This is a genomic window from Pseudomonas sp. Pmew2, from assembly GCF_058129885.1.
In genome coordinates, this window is the sequence record NZ_CM176702.1 from 912,579 (window position 1) to 927,651 (window position 15,073).

At 56.7% G+C, this 15,073-nt stretch carries 13 protein-coding genes and 2 pseudogenes; 5 read left to right on the plus strand and 10 right to left on the minus strand.

Annotated features, from left to right (window positions below):
- From AC4ANK_RS04075 to AC4ANK_RS04095, 5 genes and pseudogenes are all read left to right on the plus strand, one after another.
- Positions 1-1,776 carry a hypothetical protein gene (locus AC4ANK_RS04075; protein ID WP_460384252.1) on the plus strand — a complete coding sequence of 592 codons (1,776 nt, stop codon included), beginning with the start codon at positions 1-3 and terminating at the stop codon, positions 1,774-1,776.
- Positions 1,773-2,378, plus strand: coding sequence for a hypothetical protein (locus tag AC4ANK_RS04080; RefSeq protein ID WP_002551864.1), 606 nt, complete (start codon positions 1,773-1,775; stop codon positions 2,376-2,378). Before AC4ANK_RS04075 ends, AC4ANK_RS04080 begins: the two co-directional genes overlap by 4 nt.
- 42 nt (positions 2,379-2,420) lie before the next feature.
- Positions 2,421-3,464: pseudogene (locus AC4ANK_RS04085) on the plus strand (WavE lipopolysaccharide synthesis family protein).
- A gap of 192 nt (positions 3,465-3,656) precedes the next feature.
- Entirely contained in the window at positions 3,657-5,936 is a 2,280-nt protein-coding gene (locus AC4ANK_RS04090) for an autotransporter family protein (RefSeq protein WP_031594771.1), read from the plus strand.
- Positions 5,936-6,787 carry an alpha/beta hydrolase gene (locus AC4ANK_RS04095; RefSeq protein WP_002551867.1) on the plus strand — a complete coding sequence of 284 codons (852 nt, stop codon included), beginning with the start codon at positions 5,936-5,938 and terminating at the stop codon, positions 6,785-6,787. The genes AC4ANK_RS04090 and AC4ANK_RS04095 overlap by 1 nt, the downstream gene beginning before the upstream one ends.
- 92 nt (positions 6,788-6,879) lie before the next feature.
- Here AC4ANK_RS04095 and AC4ANK_RS04100 read toward each other — a convergent pair whose 3' ends face one another.
- From AC4ANK_RS04100 to AC4ANK_RS04145, 10 genes and pseudogenes are all read right to left on the minus strand, one after another.
- The gene (locus tag AC4ANK_RS04100; RefSeq protein ID WP_460385130.1) at positions 6,880-7,065 is read right to left on the minus strand and encodes a hypothetical protein; all 186 of its coding nucleotides are present in this window, start codon (positions 7,063-7,065) and stop codon (positions 6,880-6,882) included.
- Positions 7,038-7,786, minus strand: a protein-coding gene (locus tag AC4ANK_RS04105) for an IS5 family transposase (protein WP_460384254.1) whose coding sequence is annotated in 2 segments (ribosomal slippage) — positions 7,038-7,651 and positions 7,651-7,786 — 750 coding nt in all. Because the reading frame shifts where the segments join, the coding sequence is not laid out codon by codon here. The genes AC4ANK_RS04100 and AC4ANK_RS04105 overlap by 28 nt, the downstream gene beginning before the upstream one ends.
- An 89-nt stretch (positions 7,787-7,875) precedes the next feature.
- Positions 7,876-7,980: pseudogene (locus tag AC4ANK_RS04110) on the minus strand (helix-turn-helix domain-containing protein); the annotation flags it as partial.
- Positions 7,981-8,387: 407 nt separating this feature from the next.
- Entirely contained in the window at positions 8,388-9,119 is a 732-nt protein-coding gene (locus AC4ANK_RS04115; RefSeq protein WP_002551869.1) for a LexA family transcriptional regulator, read from the minus strand.
- Between the two features lie 356 nt (positions 9,120-9,475).
- On the minus strand, positions 9,476-10,003 hold the full coding sequence (gene ppa / locus AC4ANK_RS04120) for an inorganic diphosphatase (RefSeq protein WP_002551870.1): 528 nt from the start codon (positions 10,001-10,003) through the stop codon (positions 9,476-9,478).
- A 110-nt stretch (positions 10,004-10,113) separates the two neighbouring features.
- Complete coding sequence (locus AC4ANK_RS04125) at positions 10,114-10,923, minus strand: M90 family metallopeptidase (RefSeq protein WP_002551871.1); 810 nt, start codon at positions 10,921-10,923, stop codon at positions 10,114-10,116.
- A 3-nt stretch (positions 10,924-10,926) separates the two neighbouring features.
- A complete protein-coding gene (locus AC4ANK_RS04130; RefSeq protein ID WP_002551872.1) occupies positions 10,927-11,574 on the minus strand; it encodes a DedA family protein in 648 nt (215 codons plus the stop codon).
- 190 nt (positions 11,575-11,764) lie between these two features.
- The gene (locus AC4ANK_RS04135) at positions 11,765-12,223 is read right to left on the minus strand and encodes a GNAT family N-acetyltransferase (RefSeq protein ID WP_002551873.1); all 459 of its coding nucleotides are present in this window, start codon (positions 12,221-12,223) and stop codon (positions 11,765-11,767) included.
- A gap of 83 nt (positions 12,224-12,306) precedes the next feature.
- The gene (eutC, locus tag AC4ANK_RS04140) at positions 12,307-13,170 is read right to left on the minus strand and encodes an ethanolamine ammonia-lyase subunit EutC (RefSeq protein ID WP_010212896.1); all 864 of its coding nucleotides are present in this window, start codon (positions 13,168-13,170) and stop codon (positions 12,307-12,309) included.
- A complete protein-coding gene (locus AC4ANK_RS04145; protein WP_460384259.1) occupies positions 13,167-14,561 on the minus strand; it encodes an ethanolamine ammonia-lyase subunit EutB in 1,395 nt (464 codons plus the stop codon). Before AC4ANK_RS04145 ends, eutC begins: the two co-directional genes overlap by 4 nt.
- Positions 14,562-15,073: the final 512 nt, after the last annotated feature.

Genomic DNA, 15,073 nt, shown 5'->3' on the forward strand with positions numbered 1-15,073 from the left:
ATGAAAACGACCCATCTCCAGCACCATCCAAGCCTTGGTTACCTGGCGGCGGACAGCCTGCATAAGCTCCCGGTTGGCCTGCTGCTGCCCCATGAATGTTCGGGTTTTGTTTCGTTCCGCGCCCATCCGTTTCGCAAGCCGGAGCGGGTAATCAAAAACCTGCATGCCGCACTGCGTCCGTTATCCATGTACGACTCGGGTAGTTACTGCTTTTATGGTGTCCAGAGTGATTCACCGCTGGCGCCACTGCTGCTGTGGGACGGTGCCCATTTTCTGAATGTTGGCCAGAAGATTACAGTTATCGAAGACACTGAGTTTGAGTGCTATCTGGACCGTGAGTATTTTGCCGGATCACTCAAGGCAATCGAACGCTCGGCCACCTCTGTCACCTACAAAAAGGTAGCAAGGCTGGCGGCGGAATCCGATGACGATCTTGATGGCTGGAGCTTTTGCCTTCCTGTAGGGCCAGGAGACGCCACGGTCCTGAATGCGGTAGTGAAGCGTATTCTGGAAATTGACGTCCCGCGCAAGGAGATACTTCTGTGTGGCACACCGGGAAGCAACTTCGCCTATTTCGACAAGGTCCGCATCGTGGGGCAGGACATTACCGCTCCGCCAGTGCAGATCTGCAAGAAGAAAAATCGTCTCGCTCTGGAGGCCGGATTCAGCAATCTCGTGATCCTGCATGACCGCGTATTTCTGCCCAGGAATTTTGGAGAAATCGTACGTCGCTTTGGTCCGCGCTATCCGTTGATGACACTGCAAAGCATGTTTTTCGACAATCGGCTCAGTATGCACCCTCGCCGCTATTCGGATTACGGCATGGCTTTGGGCGCGATAGCCAACGGTCTTCAGGGGGTGAGCCGAAACTGCAGCGATGCAGCGAGTATCGCCCCGTCGATTTTTCCAGAGATCGAGCGGACCGGTTTCAGTTATGCCAGTGCCATGCGTTACAACAGCGACTCCTGCTACGCGACCGGCAGTCTCTACATCTGCCGGAAGGAAGTGTGGAATGCCTTCCCGTTGGACGAGTCTTTGTATTGGGTTGAATTTGAAGACATTGAACACGGTATGCGCCTGTCAAAAGCTGGCGTACCTTGCAGGGTCAATCCATTCGGCATTACGCAATCAATCACCTCCCGTGCGCTATTGGGATCAGAGACTTTGGTGCAATCAGCAAGTGGCAAACTCGGACGCATAGGCCCGCGTTACTTCTCGGTTCTGAACAAGAAGCCTCTGATCAACATCTCCAGCAAAACGGCTCTCGCCAGGCTGCACCAGTTCGCAAGTAAGTACCTCGTCAGCCGGGCAGCAGTGAGTATACCGACCGGGGTTTGTCATATAAGTGTTCGAGCCTGGATCGAGCTGATCAATCATGTCGTTCAGCAGTCCACGTTCAAAAACGATATTGGAACGGTCAGAGAATTTATCAGCGACTTTGAGAGGCTGGTGTTGTTTGACCAGCTCCCAAGTACGCGGCAAGAGTTTCTGGTCAATCGCTTCCTTGCAGACCCTGTGCTGGCCAAACAGACGCTGATCACCCAGAGCTGTGAAGTGCGCAATATGTTGCGTCAACGCAGTACGCAGACATGGTTTGTTCGTCAGCAGGATGATTACTTTCATCACCTCCTCCTGTCGCTCCCGGGTATTTTGATTTCCGCGGTTCGTGCTTGCAGAAACAACGGGAAAATCTTCTATTTTGAAAGCGTGTGGGCTGCGGTGAAGGCTATCTATAACTCCACTCCCTTCGAGTCCTATGCCAGAGGTTCAAAATGAAGATATTCGTCGTGTCTCATTTGAGCCCCAGGCCGGCCAGTCATGAGCTGATCTGTCAGCTGTCCCACATCCAGCACGCGTATAGAAAGACAATCCCGGTGCTTGTCATCGATGACCGCTACAACCTGACCGAACTGCCCATCAGCGATCTACCGACGGACCACGTCCAGTTCAGTCTGGAAGACTTCCTTCACGAAAATGGCCTGAGCGGCATCGTGGCGAACAGCGTTGCGCGTCATATGGATAAGGTCGAGAGCGTATGGGTGCTGATTGATTTTGGTCAGCATGACTCGGCTACCTGCATGGACTTCATCCAGAAAATGGCTCGCTACAACTATTTGAGCCCAAGGCTTCGAAACCGAAACATCGTGATCATGGTGCCTGCCATGCACCTGGGTATCTATTCGCGAACCCTCAATGCCTCGTTCAATAACCTGCCTTCAATCACAACAGCTGCAGCTCGTTCGGCTCAAATCGGGAGGTTATTCATGGTCACTCGTCTTGAGACGGTGCTGATCAGCCTGCCAATGCTGGCTGGAGTCCTGCGTCGCATGCATCGTCTTTTTTTGCGCGTCTTTCGGCGTGCTGCGAGATTTATCTGAATGATCTGTTCTCGTCGTCATTCCTCATTAAAGGTTAAGAACATGCCTCATCTTGTGGCCGTTGATTCCAGAAAAATCAGCGTGGTTATCCAGGGACCTCTTTATCGCAACCTGAGCCCCCAGCGGAATATCTTCGCCTGTATCGCATCGGTCAGGACACACCTGCCACATGCCGAAGTTATCGTCTCTACCTGGTGTCATGAAGATACTTCTGCGGTTGAAGCGGATCAGCTCATCATGTCGGATGATCCGGGTGCCTTCGTCGACGATGCCGGTAATCAGATCAACATCAATCGCATGCTGCGATCGACGTTGTGCGGTATTCAGGCCGCCTCAAGACCGTATGTCATGAAGACGCGCGCCGACCACAACCTGACCAGCCCTGCACTGGCTGTCATAGGCCAGCCAGATGATGCCAACCCTGGCGAAACGCGCTTGTTCGAGACGCCCATTACCACCACGACGCTCTACATTCGTGACCCTGAACGGTTACCGATGTTGTTCCACATATCGGACCTTGTTCAGTTCGGCACACGCGATGCGATGCTCGCCATGTGGGAGCAACCACTGTTTGAAAGGCGCGCGCTTTTCAATGACAAGCCGTCTCGCAACCCGTTTGGCAACTTCATTGGCTACACGTCTGCGCGCATGGTGACCGAGCAGGCGCTGATGCTGGGTGTCATGCGCAGGAAGGGCATTGACGCCCGGCTTGGACGTCCCTGCGAGGTAGGGCTGAGCAATCTGAAGTTATGGGACAACGTCTTGAGGCGCAACTTCAGAGTCCTGAATCACTCCGAGGCTGGCGTAGACTTCCCGGAACGCTTTCTAACCAGCCGCCGCGTATTGAGCACACTCTACAAAGCTTCTGCGATAGAGCAATTGCGGGGTATTGATCCGAAGCGCTACAGGCTGAGAATCGCGCGCATCTGACTCAATCAGTACCTGCTGACCTGCCTGCGCCCCGGCTGGTGGGTGTCCTTTGCGACCATCGTATTGTTCAGCAGTTCGCCGACCTTTGCCAAGCGCGTTCGCTCGTACTGGCGCACGCTCAGGAAGGTAGCGCATGCAGAGTCATATCGGATCTAGTCATCCCGACCCTGAGCACTTGCTCGACTTTAGCGAAGTGCGATTGCGCCGATAATAGTTGATGTTATTTCAAGTCGGTTACTTTATTCTCGCCGCGCTCTTCTGTGTGGCCAATGGCCACTTTTCGCTGCGACAGGTTCTCGACAAGCATGGCAGCGCCCCCAACATAAGGAATGAATCTTGAACTCTGTGATGTTTCGCAAGACCCTTCTCGCCATGGCTGTGGCTGCAACTGCCGTTCCGGCTTTTGCTGAAACAGTCCAACTGACCAACGCTGGCTACAAAAGCGAGCGTCAGACCCATACCGGCAATCTTGAGATCAACGGTGCCTATTCGGGGAGTGCGGTTAAAGATGCGATTCAGCTAAGTGGTTCGACCGTTGAAAAGAACCTTATCCTCAACGGGAACATCAGTGGCTCCGGCACCTTTGCTAGTGGTGAAGGAGCCAAAGGCATCAGCCTGGAGGGCGGTAGGATCAACGGCAACGTCATCAACCACGGTCTGGTTGAAGTTTCCGGTCAAGGCGCGACGGCCCTGGACGTCGCCACGAGCCTGAAATTCTTCGAAAACCATGGCAGCCTCTCCGCTAGCGGCGCGGGGTCTCAAGGTCTTCGAATCGACGGGGCCACTATGATAGGCAATAGTGCGGACATAACCAACACCGGGACGATCCGCGGCGAGAGCGCTGCTATCGTGATGGGCACTACTAAATTCTCTATGATCGGCGCTCAGCCTTGGTACATCGAACGGGGCGACTTCAATATCTATAACGAAGGTTCGATCATTTCCGCTGACAGGGCTATCGACGCTTCTGGAAGCAATCGTCCGATCGAGCTGATCCTGAGAAAGGGCAGCGTCGTTGTCGGTAACCTGATCGACGTAAGCAATATCGAGCTGGAGGGGGATACTTCCTTCACAGGTACTGACAGCCGTAAAGATGGCTACAACATTCGCCTCAAGAGCGGCGGATCGGTTTATGTTGGTGGCACCTCCGACAGTCCTACTACCATGACTTTCGAGTCCGCACACAGCAGCATTGGCGGCGATCTGTATGTCGACGGCAATTCGGCACTCGGCCTGAATCTGAGTAAGGCCACTGATACTAAAACCGCGGTGCTGAAAGTTACCGGCACTACTCAGTTCGAACCGGGAGCGCAAGTAAAGCTCGCGGCCAAGGGTGACGACTTCAATGCCAACGGCACTGCTTACACGCTCATCGAATCAGGCAAGATCGAACTGCTGACCAAGGATGGGCGCGCGGTCGACCCTGCTGGCAAACTGGATGTAGTCAGTACCTCGGCGCTACTTAAAATCGACAGCTATACCGTTGACGGCAAAGACGTTGTAGCTGTGGTCACCGCCAAGGGCAAGGAAGAGGTCGCTCAGGTAGTTGCCAACAACGGCGGCTCAGTTAATGAACAGACCACACTGGTCAACCTGACCGGCGACAGCATCATCAGCAAGCTGAACGACAGCGATGCGTTCAAACAGCTTTTGCTGAACGCTGACGGAGGGCAGCTTGCCAAGCTGGCCTCGCAGCTGTCGCCGGAGGTCAACGGCGGGGCCAGAAGCGCCGCTACTACCAGCCAGGGTCTGATCAGCAACGTAACGGGCAGCCGCACCAGCTCGATACGCGGCGCGTCTTCTGGCGAAGGTTTCAAGAATGCCGGGGTTTGGGTCCAGTCGCTCTACAGCGATGCCACTCAAGGCCAGCGTGACGGAATTGCTGGCTATAACGCGTACAGCAGCGGAGTCGCGGTGGGCGCTGACGGCAAGCTCAACGACAACCTGACGCTGGGGTTGGCGTACAGCTTCATCAATACCGACGTGAATGGCAAAAGTGGCAACAAGACCGAAGTCGATAGCCATGCATTCACGCTGTACAGCGGCTTCGAACAAGGCAATTACTTTGTCGATACAAGCCTGACTTACGGCCTCAACGACAACCAGGGCAAACGCAGCATTGCAGGTACGCGTGCCAAGGCAGATTACGACAGTGACCTGCTGGGCCTGAATCTGGTGGGTGGCTACACCTATCACGTCAACCCGCAAGTATTGGTCGAACCACGCCTGGCGGCGCGTTACAGCCAAGTGAACATCGACGGCTATCGTGAGAAAGGCTCGTCGACTGCGTTAAAGGTTGAAGACCAGCGTTATGAAACCATTGAGCTGGGCGCAGGCATGCGCGTGGCTGGCAGCTTCCTCTTGGGCGCCGGAACACTGGAGCCACAAGCCAAACTGATGGCCTACCACGACTTCGCCGCCGACGAAGCGCAGAGCACGTCCACCTTTTTGCTCGGCAGTACACCGTTTGTAACCAGCGGTGCCAAGGCTGTGCGTGACAGTTACGAAGCGGGTGTGGGTGCCGATTACAAACTGGGTGCCGTCACACTGGGCGTCAACTATGACTACATCGGTAAATCAGGCTTCGATGCCGATGTGTTCTCTGCAAAAGTGCGTTACGACTTTTGATGTGGAGTTACCGCCTCGGTCGAAAACGCTTGGGCGGTACCCTTGCAGTCGTGATGGCGCTGCTGTTGAGCGGAGCCATCGCCGGTTGTCAGTCTCCGCGCGCTGATCTACAGCAATTGGCCAACCAGCATGGCCGACAGATGCAGATTCTGTCGGCACAGCCCTTTCCACTTGCGGCGCTGTTACCGCCAGAGACCTTCAGAGCGAACCGTCTGCGGGTCTATCTGGAAGGCGACGGTCATGCCTGGGCCACCGCCACTCAACCCAGTCTCGACCCGAGCCCACGTAAGCTCCTCGTGCCGCAGCTGGCAGTCAACGACCCGACGCCCAGCGCCTATCTGGCACGACCTTGCCAATTCATCACGGCCCCGGCTTGCAACGCTGCCCTCTGGACCAATCGCCGTTTCTCCCAGGCAGTGGTCACCAGCCTCAGCAGTGCGCTGGACCATATGAAACAACGTTACGGTAATAACGAGTTCGAGCTGATTGGTTATTCAGGCGGCGCAACCCTCGCGTTGCTACTGGCTGGACAACGAAACGACATCACCCGGATCCAGACCATCGCTGGCAATCTGGCCCCGAATCAGTGGACAGCACTAAAAGGACTTTCGCCTCTCAATGGATCGTTGGACCCACTCGATTACATTCAGCGCCTGGCATTGATACCTCAGCGTCACTTGTCGGGCACGCGTGACGAAATGATCCCGACTGAACTTGCAAAGGGTTACAGCAGGCAACTGGGCAACGGTGCGTGCAGCCAACTGATTGTCGTCTCGGGGCCGAGTCACGAAGACGGTTGGGAACAGGTCTGGAAGCTGTGGAGAGGGCGGGGCGTAGATGTGTGTCCGTGATCGTCCTATATCTGACCAAAACGCACTGCATTGAATCGCTATGAGTCGTTTTTCACGCAAGCGCTCATCCAGCAAAGCTTCGCGATTGTCGATTACAGGCGAGCCATAGAGTCCAGCTTGCTGAGCAGCGCATACGGGTCAGTCCCGATCCCCCGACAGACATCCATGAACTCAATGACATCGAGCCTGCGCTCGGCGTTCTCCGTCTTTGAGACAAATGACTGCGGCCGCCCTAGGGTCTGTTCCCGTTTCACATTGGCAGCCACAGAAAAGCGCAGGCCATTGCTATGACGCTTTCATAGTTTCTCTTGAGTTTGTCGAACCGAGAAGCCGCCGCCCGGAAATGCTTCAACCGGGCAAAGGCGTTTTCTACGAGATGTCGATTGCGATATAACCCTTTGTCCAGATCTGCGTTCCCTTTCAGAGAATTGCGCTTTCGTGGAATCACCACTTTGCTGCCTTGCTGCTCGACCTGAGCGCGTATCGCTTCAGTGTCGTAGCCCTTGTCCGCAATGATCACTTCTGCATTGGGCATCTTGGCAATCAACGAGGCCGCCTGCGAACAATCATTGGTCTGGCCTCCGGTCACGTCAAATGCAATGGGCAGCCCACAAGCGTCTACAGCCAGGTGAATCTTGCTGGTGTTACCGGCTCGGCTTTTTCCGATGGCCTGGTCCTGCGTGCTGGCAGCACCTGCACTGTGCTGATGAGCCTTTACATAGCTGCCATCAATGAAAACCCACTCCATGTCAGGATCGGTCATCAGCACCTCAAGCACCTTGACCCACTTGCCTGAAGCAGACCAGGCATTGAACCGCTTGTAGACCTTGCTCCAGTTTCCAAACGCTTTCGGCAGGTCTCGCAAGGGCAACCCACACGCATGCGGTACAGCATGCCTTCAACCGTGGTGCGCAAATCTCGCTTGTTGTAGATCGATTCGTGCAGCAAAATTTCTCGAAGCTTCGGCCAGTGCTCATCACTGAGCATTAATCGGGGCATTGCAGGCTCGTATTGGTGTTGTGTGAGAACTCCAACAATACGGGCCTGTTCTCATAGAGATCAATGGGTTACGTCGAAACGGGAACAGACCCTAGCCTGACGGCCAATTCTTTTTGCGTCATACCGGCTGCGCTGCGCGCTTCCAGCAAAAGATCAAGCAACGCTTGGTAGCGGGCGTTATGGATGGTTTTCACGTGGCAAACCCTCTAATAGTCCGGTTACCTGAATAAACCTGACTTGGGATTATCCTAAAGTGGGTTTCGACCGGGACAACCAGCAAAGTACTGTCAACGGCTGATTTGGCGGGAAGCTTCTCAAGTAGATGATATCCACTGCCCAGCCGCGAGAAGAACGCGGGAGGCATTAAAAAGCCGGCTTGTGGCCGGCTTCTCGTAGGCGGTTCCGATCTATTTTTGATAGACCGCAATCGCCTTCAACAGATGCGCCTCTTGAAGAAGCGCGAATAGGCAACAGGGCAAACGGATCACATGCCCCATTCAAACACCGCATCGCATGACTGCGTCAGGTGCTCTGGATGGCGCACAGAATACTGAAATTCTCCGCCAATGCCCAGCCCGAATGCCTTTCAACCCCAAACGCCTCACAACAGCAGCATCGCATTGCGCCGACTGTTGAGTGTCGACCACCAGAATATCCAGCCCAGAATCCGTATTTTCTCCCGGTCGATGTCTTCGGCACTGAACAGTTCGTCCGGGTATTCGGCGTCGTTATGGCTGCGCAGGCGCAGACCGCCATTGGGCATGCGGTAGAGGTAGCGCACGCGCAGGATGCCGCCGTGCTCGAGGGCGTAGATTTCGCCGTCGATGACCTGGGTCAGTTCGCGGTCGACGCCGAGAATCGAGCCGTCCTGGATCTTGTCGGCCATGCTGTTGCCGACCATGGCGACACACATGCAGTTTTTTGGGTCGATGCCCATGGTTTGCAGAACTTGCACGGGCAGGCGGATTTTTTGCCCAGGGGCTTCGGAAAGGACGGTTTTGCCGACGCCATGAGTGGATTCAACCTCCGTGTAGATCTGAATTTCCACATCGCCGCGCAGGACGTTTCTGGTCTGCTGGATGACCATGCGTGTGTCTTCACCAGTGTTTTCATTGGCCGATTCATTGGGATGTTTGGGCCCGTCGCCCGTGCGCAGCCAGCGTGCGTTTACGGTTAACAGTTCAGCCACCTCATCGATCCGCGCCATGGGCACGCCACGCTTGAACCAGTTATTGACGTGTTGCGGCGTGATTTTGCGGTTGGCCGCAAAGTCAGTCGCTGTGAGATGGCACTCCCGAAGGAGGATGCGGAGTCGATCGCCTGATGTATTCATAGGGCGAAGTCTACGGACGTCGCTTGGGCGTTTAAATGAACGAGGTGTTGAGATCGACGTTATCCCAAGGGGGTGGCGGCTATTCGGACTACGGATGGAATGAACATCGTGTAGGCAGATTCCGTAATAGCGCTTTTTTGGCTAAACGACTTATCGGGCGTTTACCCTTGCTATACGGGAGTTAACGAACTGTTTATCGAGCGCCTAAAAGTCGAACGCATTTTTAAACGTGTGCGCTGCAAAAAAATGGATAGGTGTGTTTCAAGGAACGGTATTAGCGGGGAGCAGCGGCAGGGAAGGGGTCAAGCGTGTTTCAGGGCACGTGTGTGGCGTGCCCTGAAACGCCAGATCAGTGATCAGCCTTTGAACGCTGCAACCGATTTGGTGATCTCGGCGCGGGCAGCGTCAGCATTGCCCCAACCTTCGATTTTTACCCATTTGCCTTTTTCGAGATCCTTGTAGTTCTCGAAGAAGTGCTTGATCTGTTCAAGCAGCAGGGCTGGCAGGTCGGTGTACTCTTTGACGTCGACATACAGCTGGGACAGCTTGTCGTGTGGCACTGCGATAACCTTGGCATCGCCACCGCCGTCGTCAGTCATGTGCAGAATGCCGACCGGGCGGGCACGGATGACCGAACCTGGGGACACCGGGTAAGGCGTCACCACCAGCACGTCCAGCGGGTCGCCGTCGTCAGCCAGCGTGTTAGGGATGAAACCGTAGTTGGCCGGGTAGAACATCGGGGTGGCCATGAAACGGTCAACGAACAGGCAATCGGTTTCTTTGTCGATTTCGTACTTGATCGGCGCATGGTTGGCCGGGATTTCGATCGCGACGTAGATGTCGTTCGGAAGGTCTTTGCCTGCCGGAATCTTGCTGTAGCTCATTGGGCATTGCCCCCATAGTTGACCAGACAGATTTTGGCGCGAACCGCCAAAAAGTGGTCCGGATTATAGGCATATTCTGTTTTGGTTGCCACGCATGGCCTTGGCGGCTGTCAGTTGTCCCGGTAAGCCGGGTCCTGCTGACGCAGCAGGTTCAGTCTGGCGAGAGTGTCTTGCCGGTAAAACGCCTTCAGTTGTTCGTAGACTGCCGGGTAACTGTCGTGCAGCAGGTCGGGTGCGCTGAAGAAGTATTCGCTGGTCACGGCGAAAAACTCGGCAGGGTCTTCTGCGGCATAGGGATCGATGGCGGGCTCGGCGTCGGGGTTGTGGTCCAGTTGCCGGTTGAGATCATCGAACGCGCTTTGCATGACGCGAGCCCATTCGGTCACCTGCATATCGCTGTGCAGCGGCGGCAGCCCATTGGCGTCGCCGTTGAGCATGTCGAGCTTGTGCGCCAGTTCATGGATCACCAGGTTGTAGCCATCCCAGTCGCCGCTGCTCAACACGCCCGGCCAGGCCAGAATCACCGGGCCCTGCAGCCAGGCTTCGCCGCTGTGTTCGCCATCCCACTCGTGCTCCACGCCACTGGCATCGCGATGGCGCTGCGGGCTGACGAAGTCGTCGGGGTACAGCACGATCTCGTGAAAGCCCTGATACCAGTTCAGTTCGCCCAGATTCAGCAGAGGCAGTTGCGCCTGGGCGGCGAGAAACAATCGCTGCTCGTCATCCAGATCAACGCCCGGCAGTGCACTGAGGTGTTTGTCATTTAGAAACAGTACGCAGGCGTCACGCAATTGCGCATGCTGCCCGCTGCTCAGCCCATCGAGGATCGGCAGACGTCCACGCACCTTCTGCCACAGCTCGTCAGCAACCGGGTGTCTGGCGAGCGTGCGCTGCCTGCGCCAGTTGCTGAACGACCACATGATTCAGCGTGCGTCTGCCGGAGGCGCGCTACGGCTGCGAACCACACCAATGATCATCGGCACCAGCGACAGCAGGATGATTGCCAGCACCAGCAAGGTCAGGTTGTGCTTGATGAACGGCACGTTGCCGAAGAAGAAGCCCAGTGTCACCAGGCTGCCGACCCACAGCACTGAGCCCAATACGCTGAAACCCACGAAGCGCGGATAGGACATTTTGCCCACACCGGCCACGAATGGAGCGAACGTGCGGATGATCGGCAGGAAACGCGCGAGTGTTACGGTTTTGCCGCCGTGGCGCTCATAGAAGTCCTGGGTGCGCAGCAGGTAGTCGCGGCGGAAGATGCGCGATTTGGGGTTGCTGAACAGTTTTTCGCCCGCAGTGCGGCCAATGACGTAGTTGGTACTGTCGCCCAGAATCGCCGCCAGCATCAGCAGCCCGGCCAGCAGGACCGGGTCCATGCCGCCGCCGGCAGCCACGGCTCCGGCGATGAACAGCAGCGAGTCGCCTGGCAGGAAGGGCATGATCACCAGCCCGGTTTCGCAGAAAATCACCAGAAACAGAATCGCGTAGACCCACGTACCGTAGTTGGTCACCAACAGGTCAAGGTAGACGTCGAGATGCAGAATAAGGTCAAGCGGGTTGAAATCCATTAAGGCACCTGAGGCGAGAACCCTGTACGGGGTCGCATGCGGAAGAAACGACTGTTCAGTATGCGCGGCATTATAGGAGCAGAATGCGCAGAAGGGGTTTGGGAATAAACGCTGGGTTTTTGATGTGTGACGACTGGAGCGGTATGTTGCGCTGACGCGGCTTTGCTGCCGCGTGCTGGCGAGGGGGTGATCAGTCCTGGTTGATGGGCAGCACGTAGTTTTTGAACTGCGTGTCTTCCTTGAAACCGATGGACTCATAGACTTTTTGCGCCACCTCGTTATTGCTGCTGGTCGACACGCGCAGTCGCACCGCATGTGTTTCCTTGGCCATCTTCTTCGCCTGTTTCATCAAGTGATCGGCGACCAGTTGGCGGCGCGCGTCCTCGGCAACATAGATGTCGTTGAGAATCCATACCCGCTTGAGCGACAGCGATGAGTAGCTGGGATACAGCTGGCAGAAGCCCAGCAGTCTGCTCTCGTCATCCTTGGCCAGCGCCAGATAGATCACTGACTCGTCACGACGCAGACGTTTTTCGAGAAAGTCCCGTGAGGAGTCCGGGAACGGTGACTCACCGTAGAACTCGCGGTATTTGATGAACAATGGGCAGAGCAGGTCCAGGTGTTCGAGAGTCGCTTTGATGATCCGCATGGTTGGCCTCAACTTCCCTATGGGCTGATGCAGTGCGCCGGGATGATTACGCGATCCTGCCCGGCGACTTTAGAAAGCACAATCTAATGTGGTGCGGCCGGGCCGTCGAGCAGGAAATTGCCGATCGGCTTGCCTGAATGCTCGGCAGATCCGTCTGACTCAAGGGTCTGCAGTTGCGCTTCGTCTTTAAGATTGACCCCCGAGATCTGCCGCCTGCAGGCCTCGCGCATCAGGTACAGCAGCCGATGGGCTGCCATGCCATAGCTCAAGCCCTCCAGGCGCACGTTGGAAATACAGTTGCGGTGCGCATCATTCAGCCCGACCTTCGGCGCGTAGGTGAAATACAGCCCCAGACTGTCCGGTGAGCTTAGGCCCGGGCGCTCGCCGATAAGGATAACCACCATTTTCGCGCCGAGCAGTTCACCCACCTCGTCAGCCACGGCGACGCGGCCCTGCTCGACCATTATCACTGGCGACAGGGACCAGCCTTCGGCGTTTGCCTGCTCTTCAAGGCGAATGAGAAAAGGCACGGCATGTCGATGCACGGCCAGGGCTGACAGACCGTCGGCGACCACTACCGCCAGATCGAGGCCGCCCGGATGAGCCGCCGCGTACTCGCGCAGTGCCTGCGCAGACTCTTCATTCAGGCGTCGGCCCAGGTCCGGGCGTTGCAGGTAGCTGTCGCGGTCGGCAGCAGCGCTGTGCAGCAAAATGGTTTCACGACCTTTCTCGGTCAGTTGCGCGCTGATCGCGGCATGATCGAAGGCCAGATGCACGGCATCGCGCGCCTGGGCATGCGCCGCTTGAAAGTCGAGCTGCGCGGAGGTGGGCAGGCTGGTGCCGGTTCGCCCCAGCGCGATGCGTGCGGAGGTCAGGCGGCGTAGCTCCAGCCAGGGATTGGCTGGTGCGGCGTTGTCTTGTATTTCGTTCATTGGCTGATCACTCATGCGAGGTGCGCCAGTGCCTGGCGGAACGCAGGCGGCAGGCTGTCACCGAAGCGGACGCGGCCGTCGGTCTGGGTAAAGATGCCCATTTTCTCCAGCCAGGCCTCGTATTCCGGTGCGGGACGCAGGCCCAGGCTTTGCCGGGCATACAGCGCATCGTGGAACGAGGTGGTTTGATAATTGAGCATGATGTCGTCCGAGCCGGGGATGCCCATGATGAAGTTGATCCCGGCAACTCCCAGCAGCGTCAGCAGGGTATCCATGTCGTCCTGATCGGCTTCTGCGTGGTTGGTGTAGCAGATGTCACAGCCCATCGGCACACCCAGCAGCTTGCCGCAGAAGTGATCCTCCAGACCGGCACGGATGATCTGCTTGCCGTTGTAGAGGTACTCGGGGCCGATGAAACCGACCACGGTGTTGACCAGAAACGGATTGAAATGCCGGGCGACGGCATAGGCTCGGGTTTCGCAGGTCTGCTGGTCGACGCCGTGATGTGCGTTGGCCGACAGCGTGCTGCCTTGCCCGGTCTCGAAATACATCAGGTTTTTTCCGAGGGTGCCGCGGTTCAGGCTCAGGCCCGCTTCGTAGCCTTCCTGTAACAGCTTGAGACTGATGCCGAAGCTTGCGTTGGCGGCCTCGGTGCCGGTGATCGACTGGAACACCAGGTCCACCGGTACGCCACGGTTTATCACTTCGATGGACGTAGTGACATGGGTCAGCACGCAGGATTGGGTCGGGATTTCATAGCGCTGGACGATGGCGTCGAGCATTTCCAGCAAGGCGACGATGGACGAGGTGCTGTCGGTTGCCGGGTTGATACCGATCATGGCATCGCCATTGCCGTACAGCAGGCCGTCGAGCACGCTGGCGGCAATGCCGGACGGGTCGTCGGTGGGATGATTGGGTTGCAGGCGTGTCGACAGCCGCCCGCGCAGGCCCATGGTGTTACGAAAGCGCGTCACCACCCGGATCTTCTGTGCCACCAGAACCAGGTCCTGCACGCGCATGATTTTCGACACGGCAGCGGCCATTTCCGGTGTCAGGCCGGGAGCCAAGGCGCGCAGGCTGGTTTCATCGGCCTGCTCGCTGAGCAGCCAGTCACGAAAGCCGCCGACCGTCAGATGGCTGACCGGGGCAAACGCCAGTTTGTCGTGGGTGTCGATGATCAGCCGGGTGACTTCGTCCTGTTCGTACGGGATCAGGGCTTCTTCAAGAAAGTGCTTGAGCGGAATATTCGCCAGCGTCATTTGCGCTGCAACGCGCTCGCCGTCGCTTTGCGCCGCAACCTCGGCCAGATAATCACCGGAGCGCGCGGGGCTGGCCTTGGCCATGACTTCTTTGAGGCTGTCGAAGCGGTACGTCTGCGCACCGACAGAATGGGAAAAGCTCGCCATACAGATTCTCCATGACGCCGCGCTGCTTGCGTCGGACGTAGTCTTTCGGGTGAACCGGTGACGTCCCGGTTCAAACGACTGAGGGAAGCGATGCAAGCAATTAATACTCCATCCCGGCCGGGAGTGCGAGTTTGCAACCATGAACAGAGGATTCAGAGCAAAGATGCATCACGCCAAGGCAGTATGCCAAGGCGCCATGCACAGGGTTGGTGCGCGATGCTTTTTGAGATGACTATTGTGCTGACACCGCGCATTTGAGATCGGACGCAGAGCGTCCAGAAAGGCATTCCCACGCGGAGCATGGGAACGATGAACATCCTGAGGCGACTATCGTGCCGATGCTCCGCGTCGGCATGCAGTTCGTGACGCTCTGCGTCACAAGCTCGTGCTGACACCGCGTATTTGAGATCGGACGCAGAGCGTCCAGAAAGGCATTCCCATGCGGAGCATGGGAACGATGAACATTTTGAGACGACTATCGTGCCGATGCTCCGCGTCGGCATGCAGTTCGT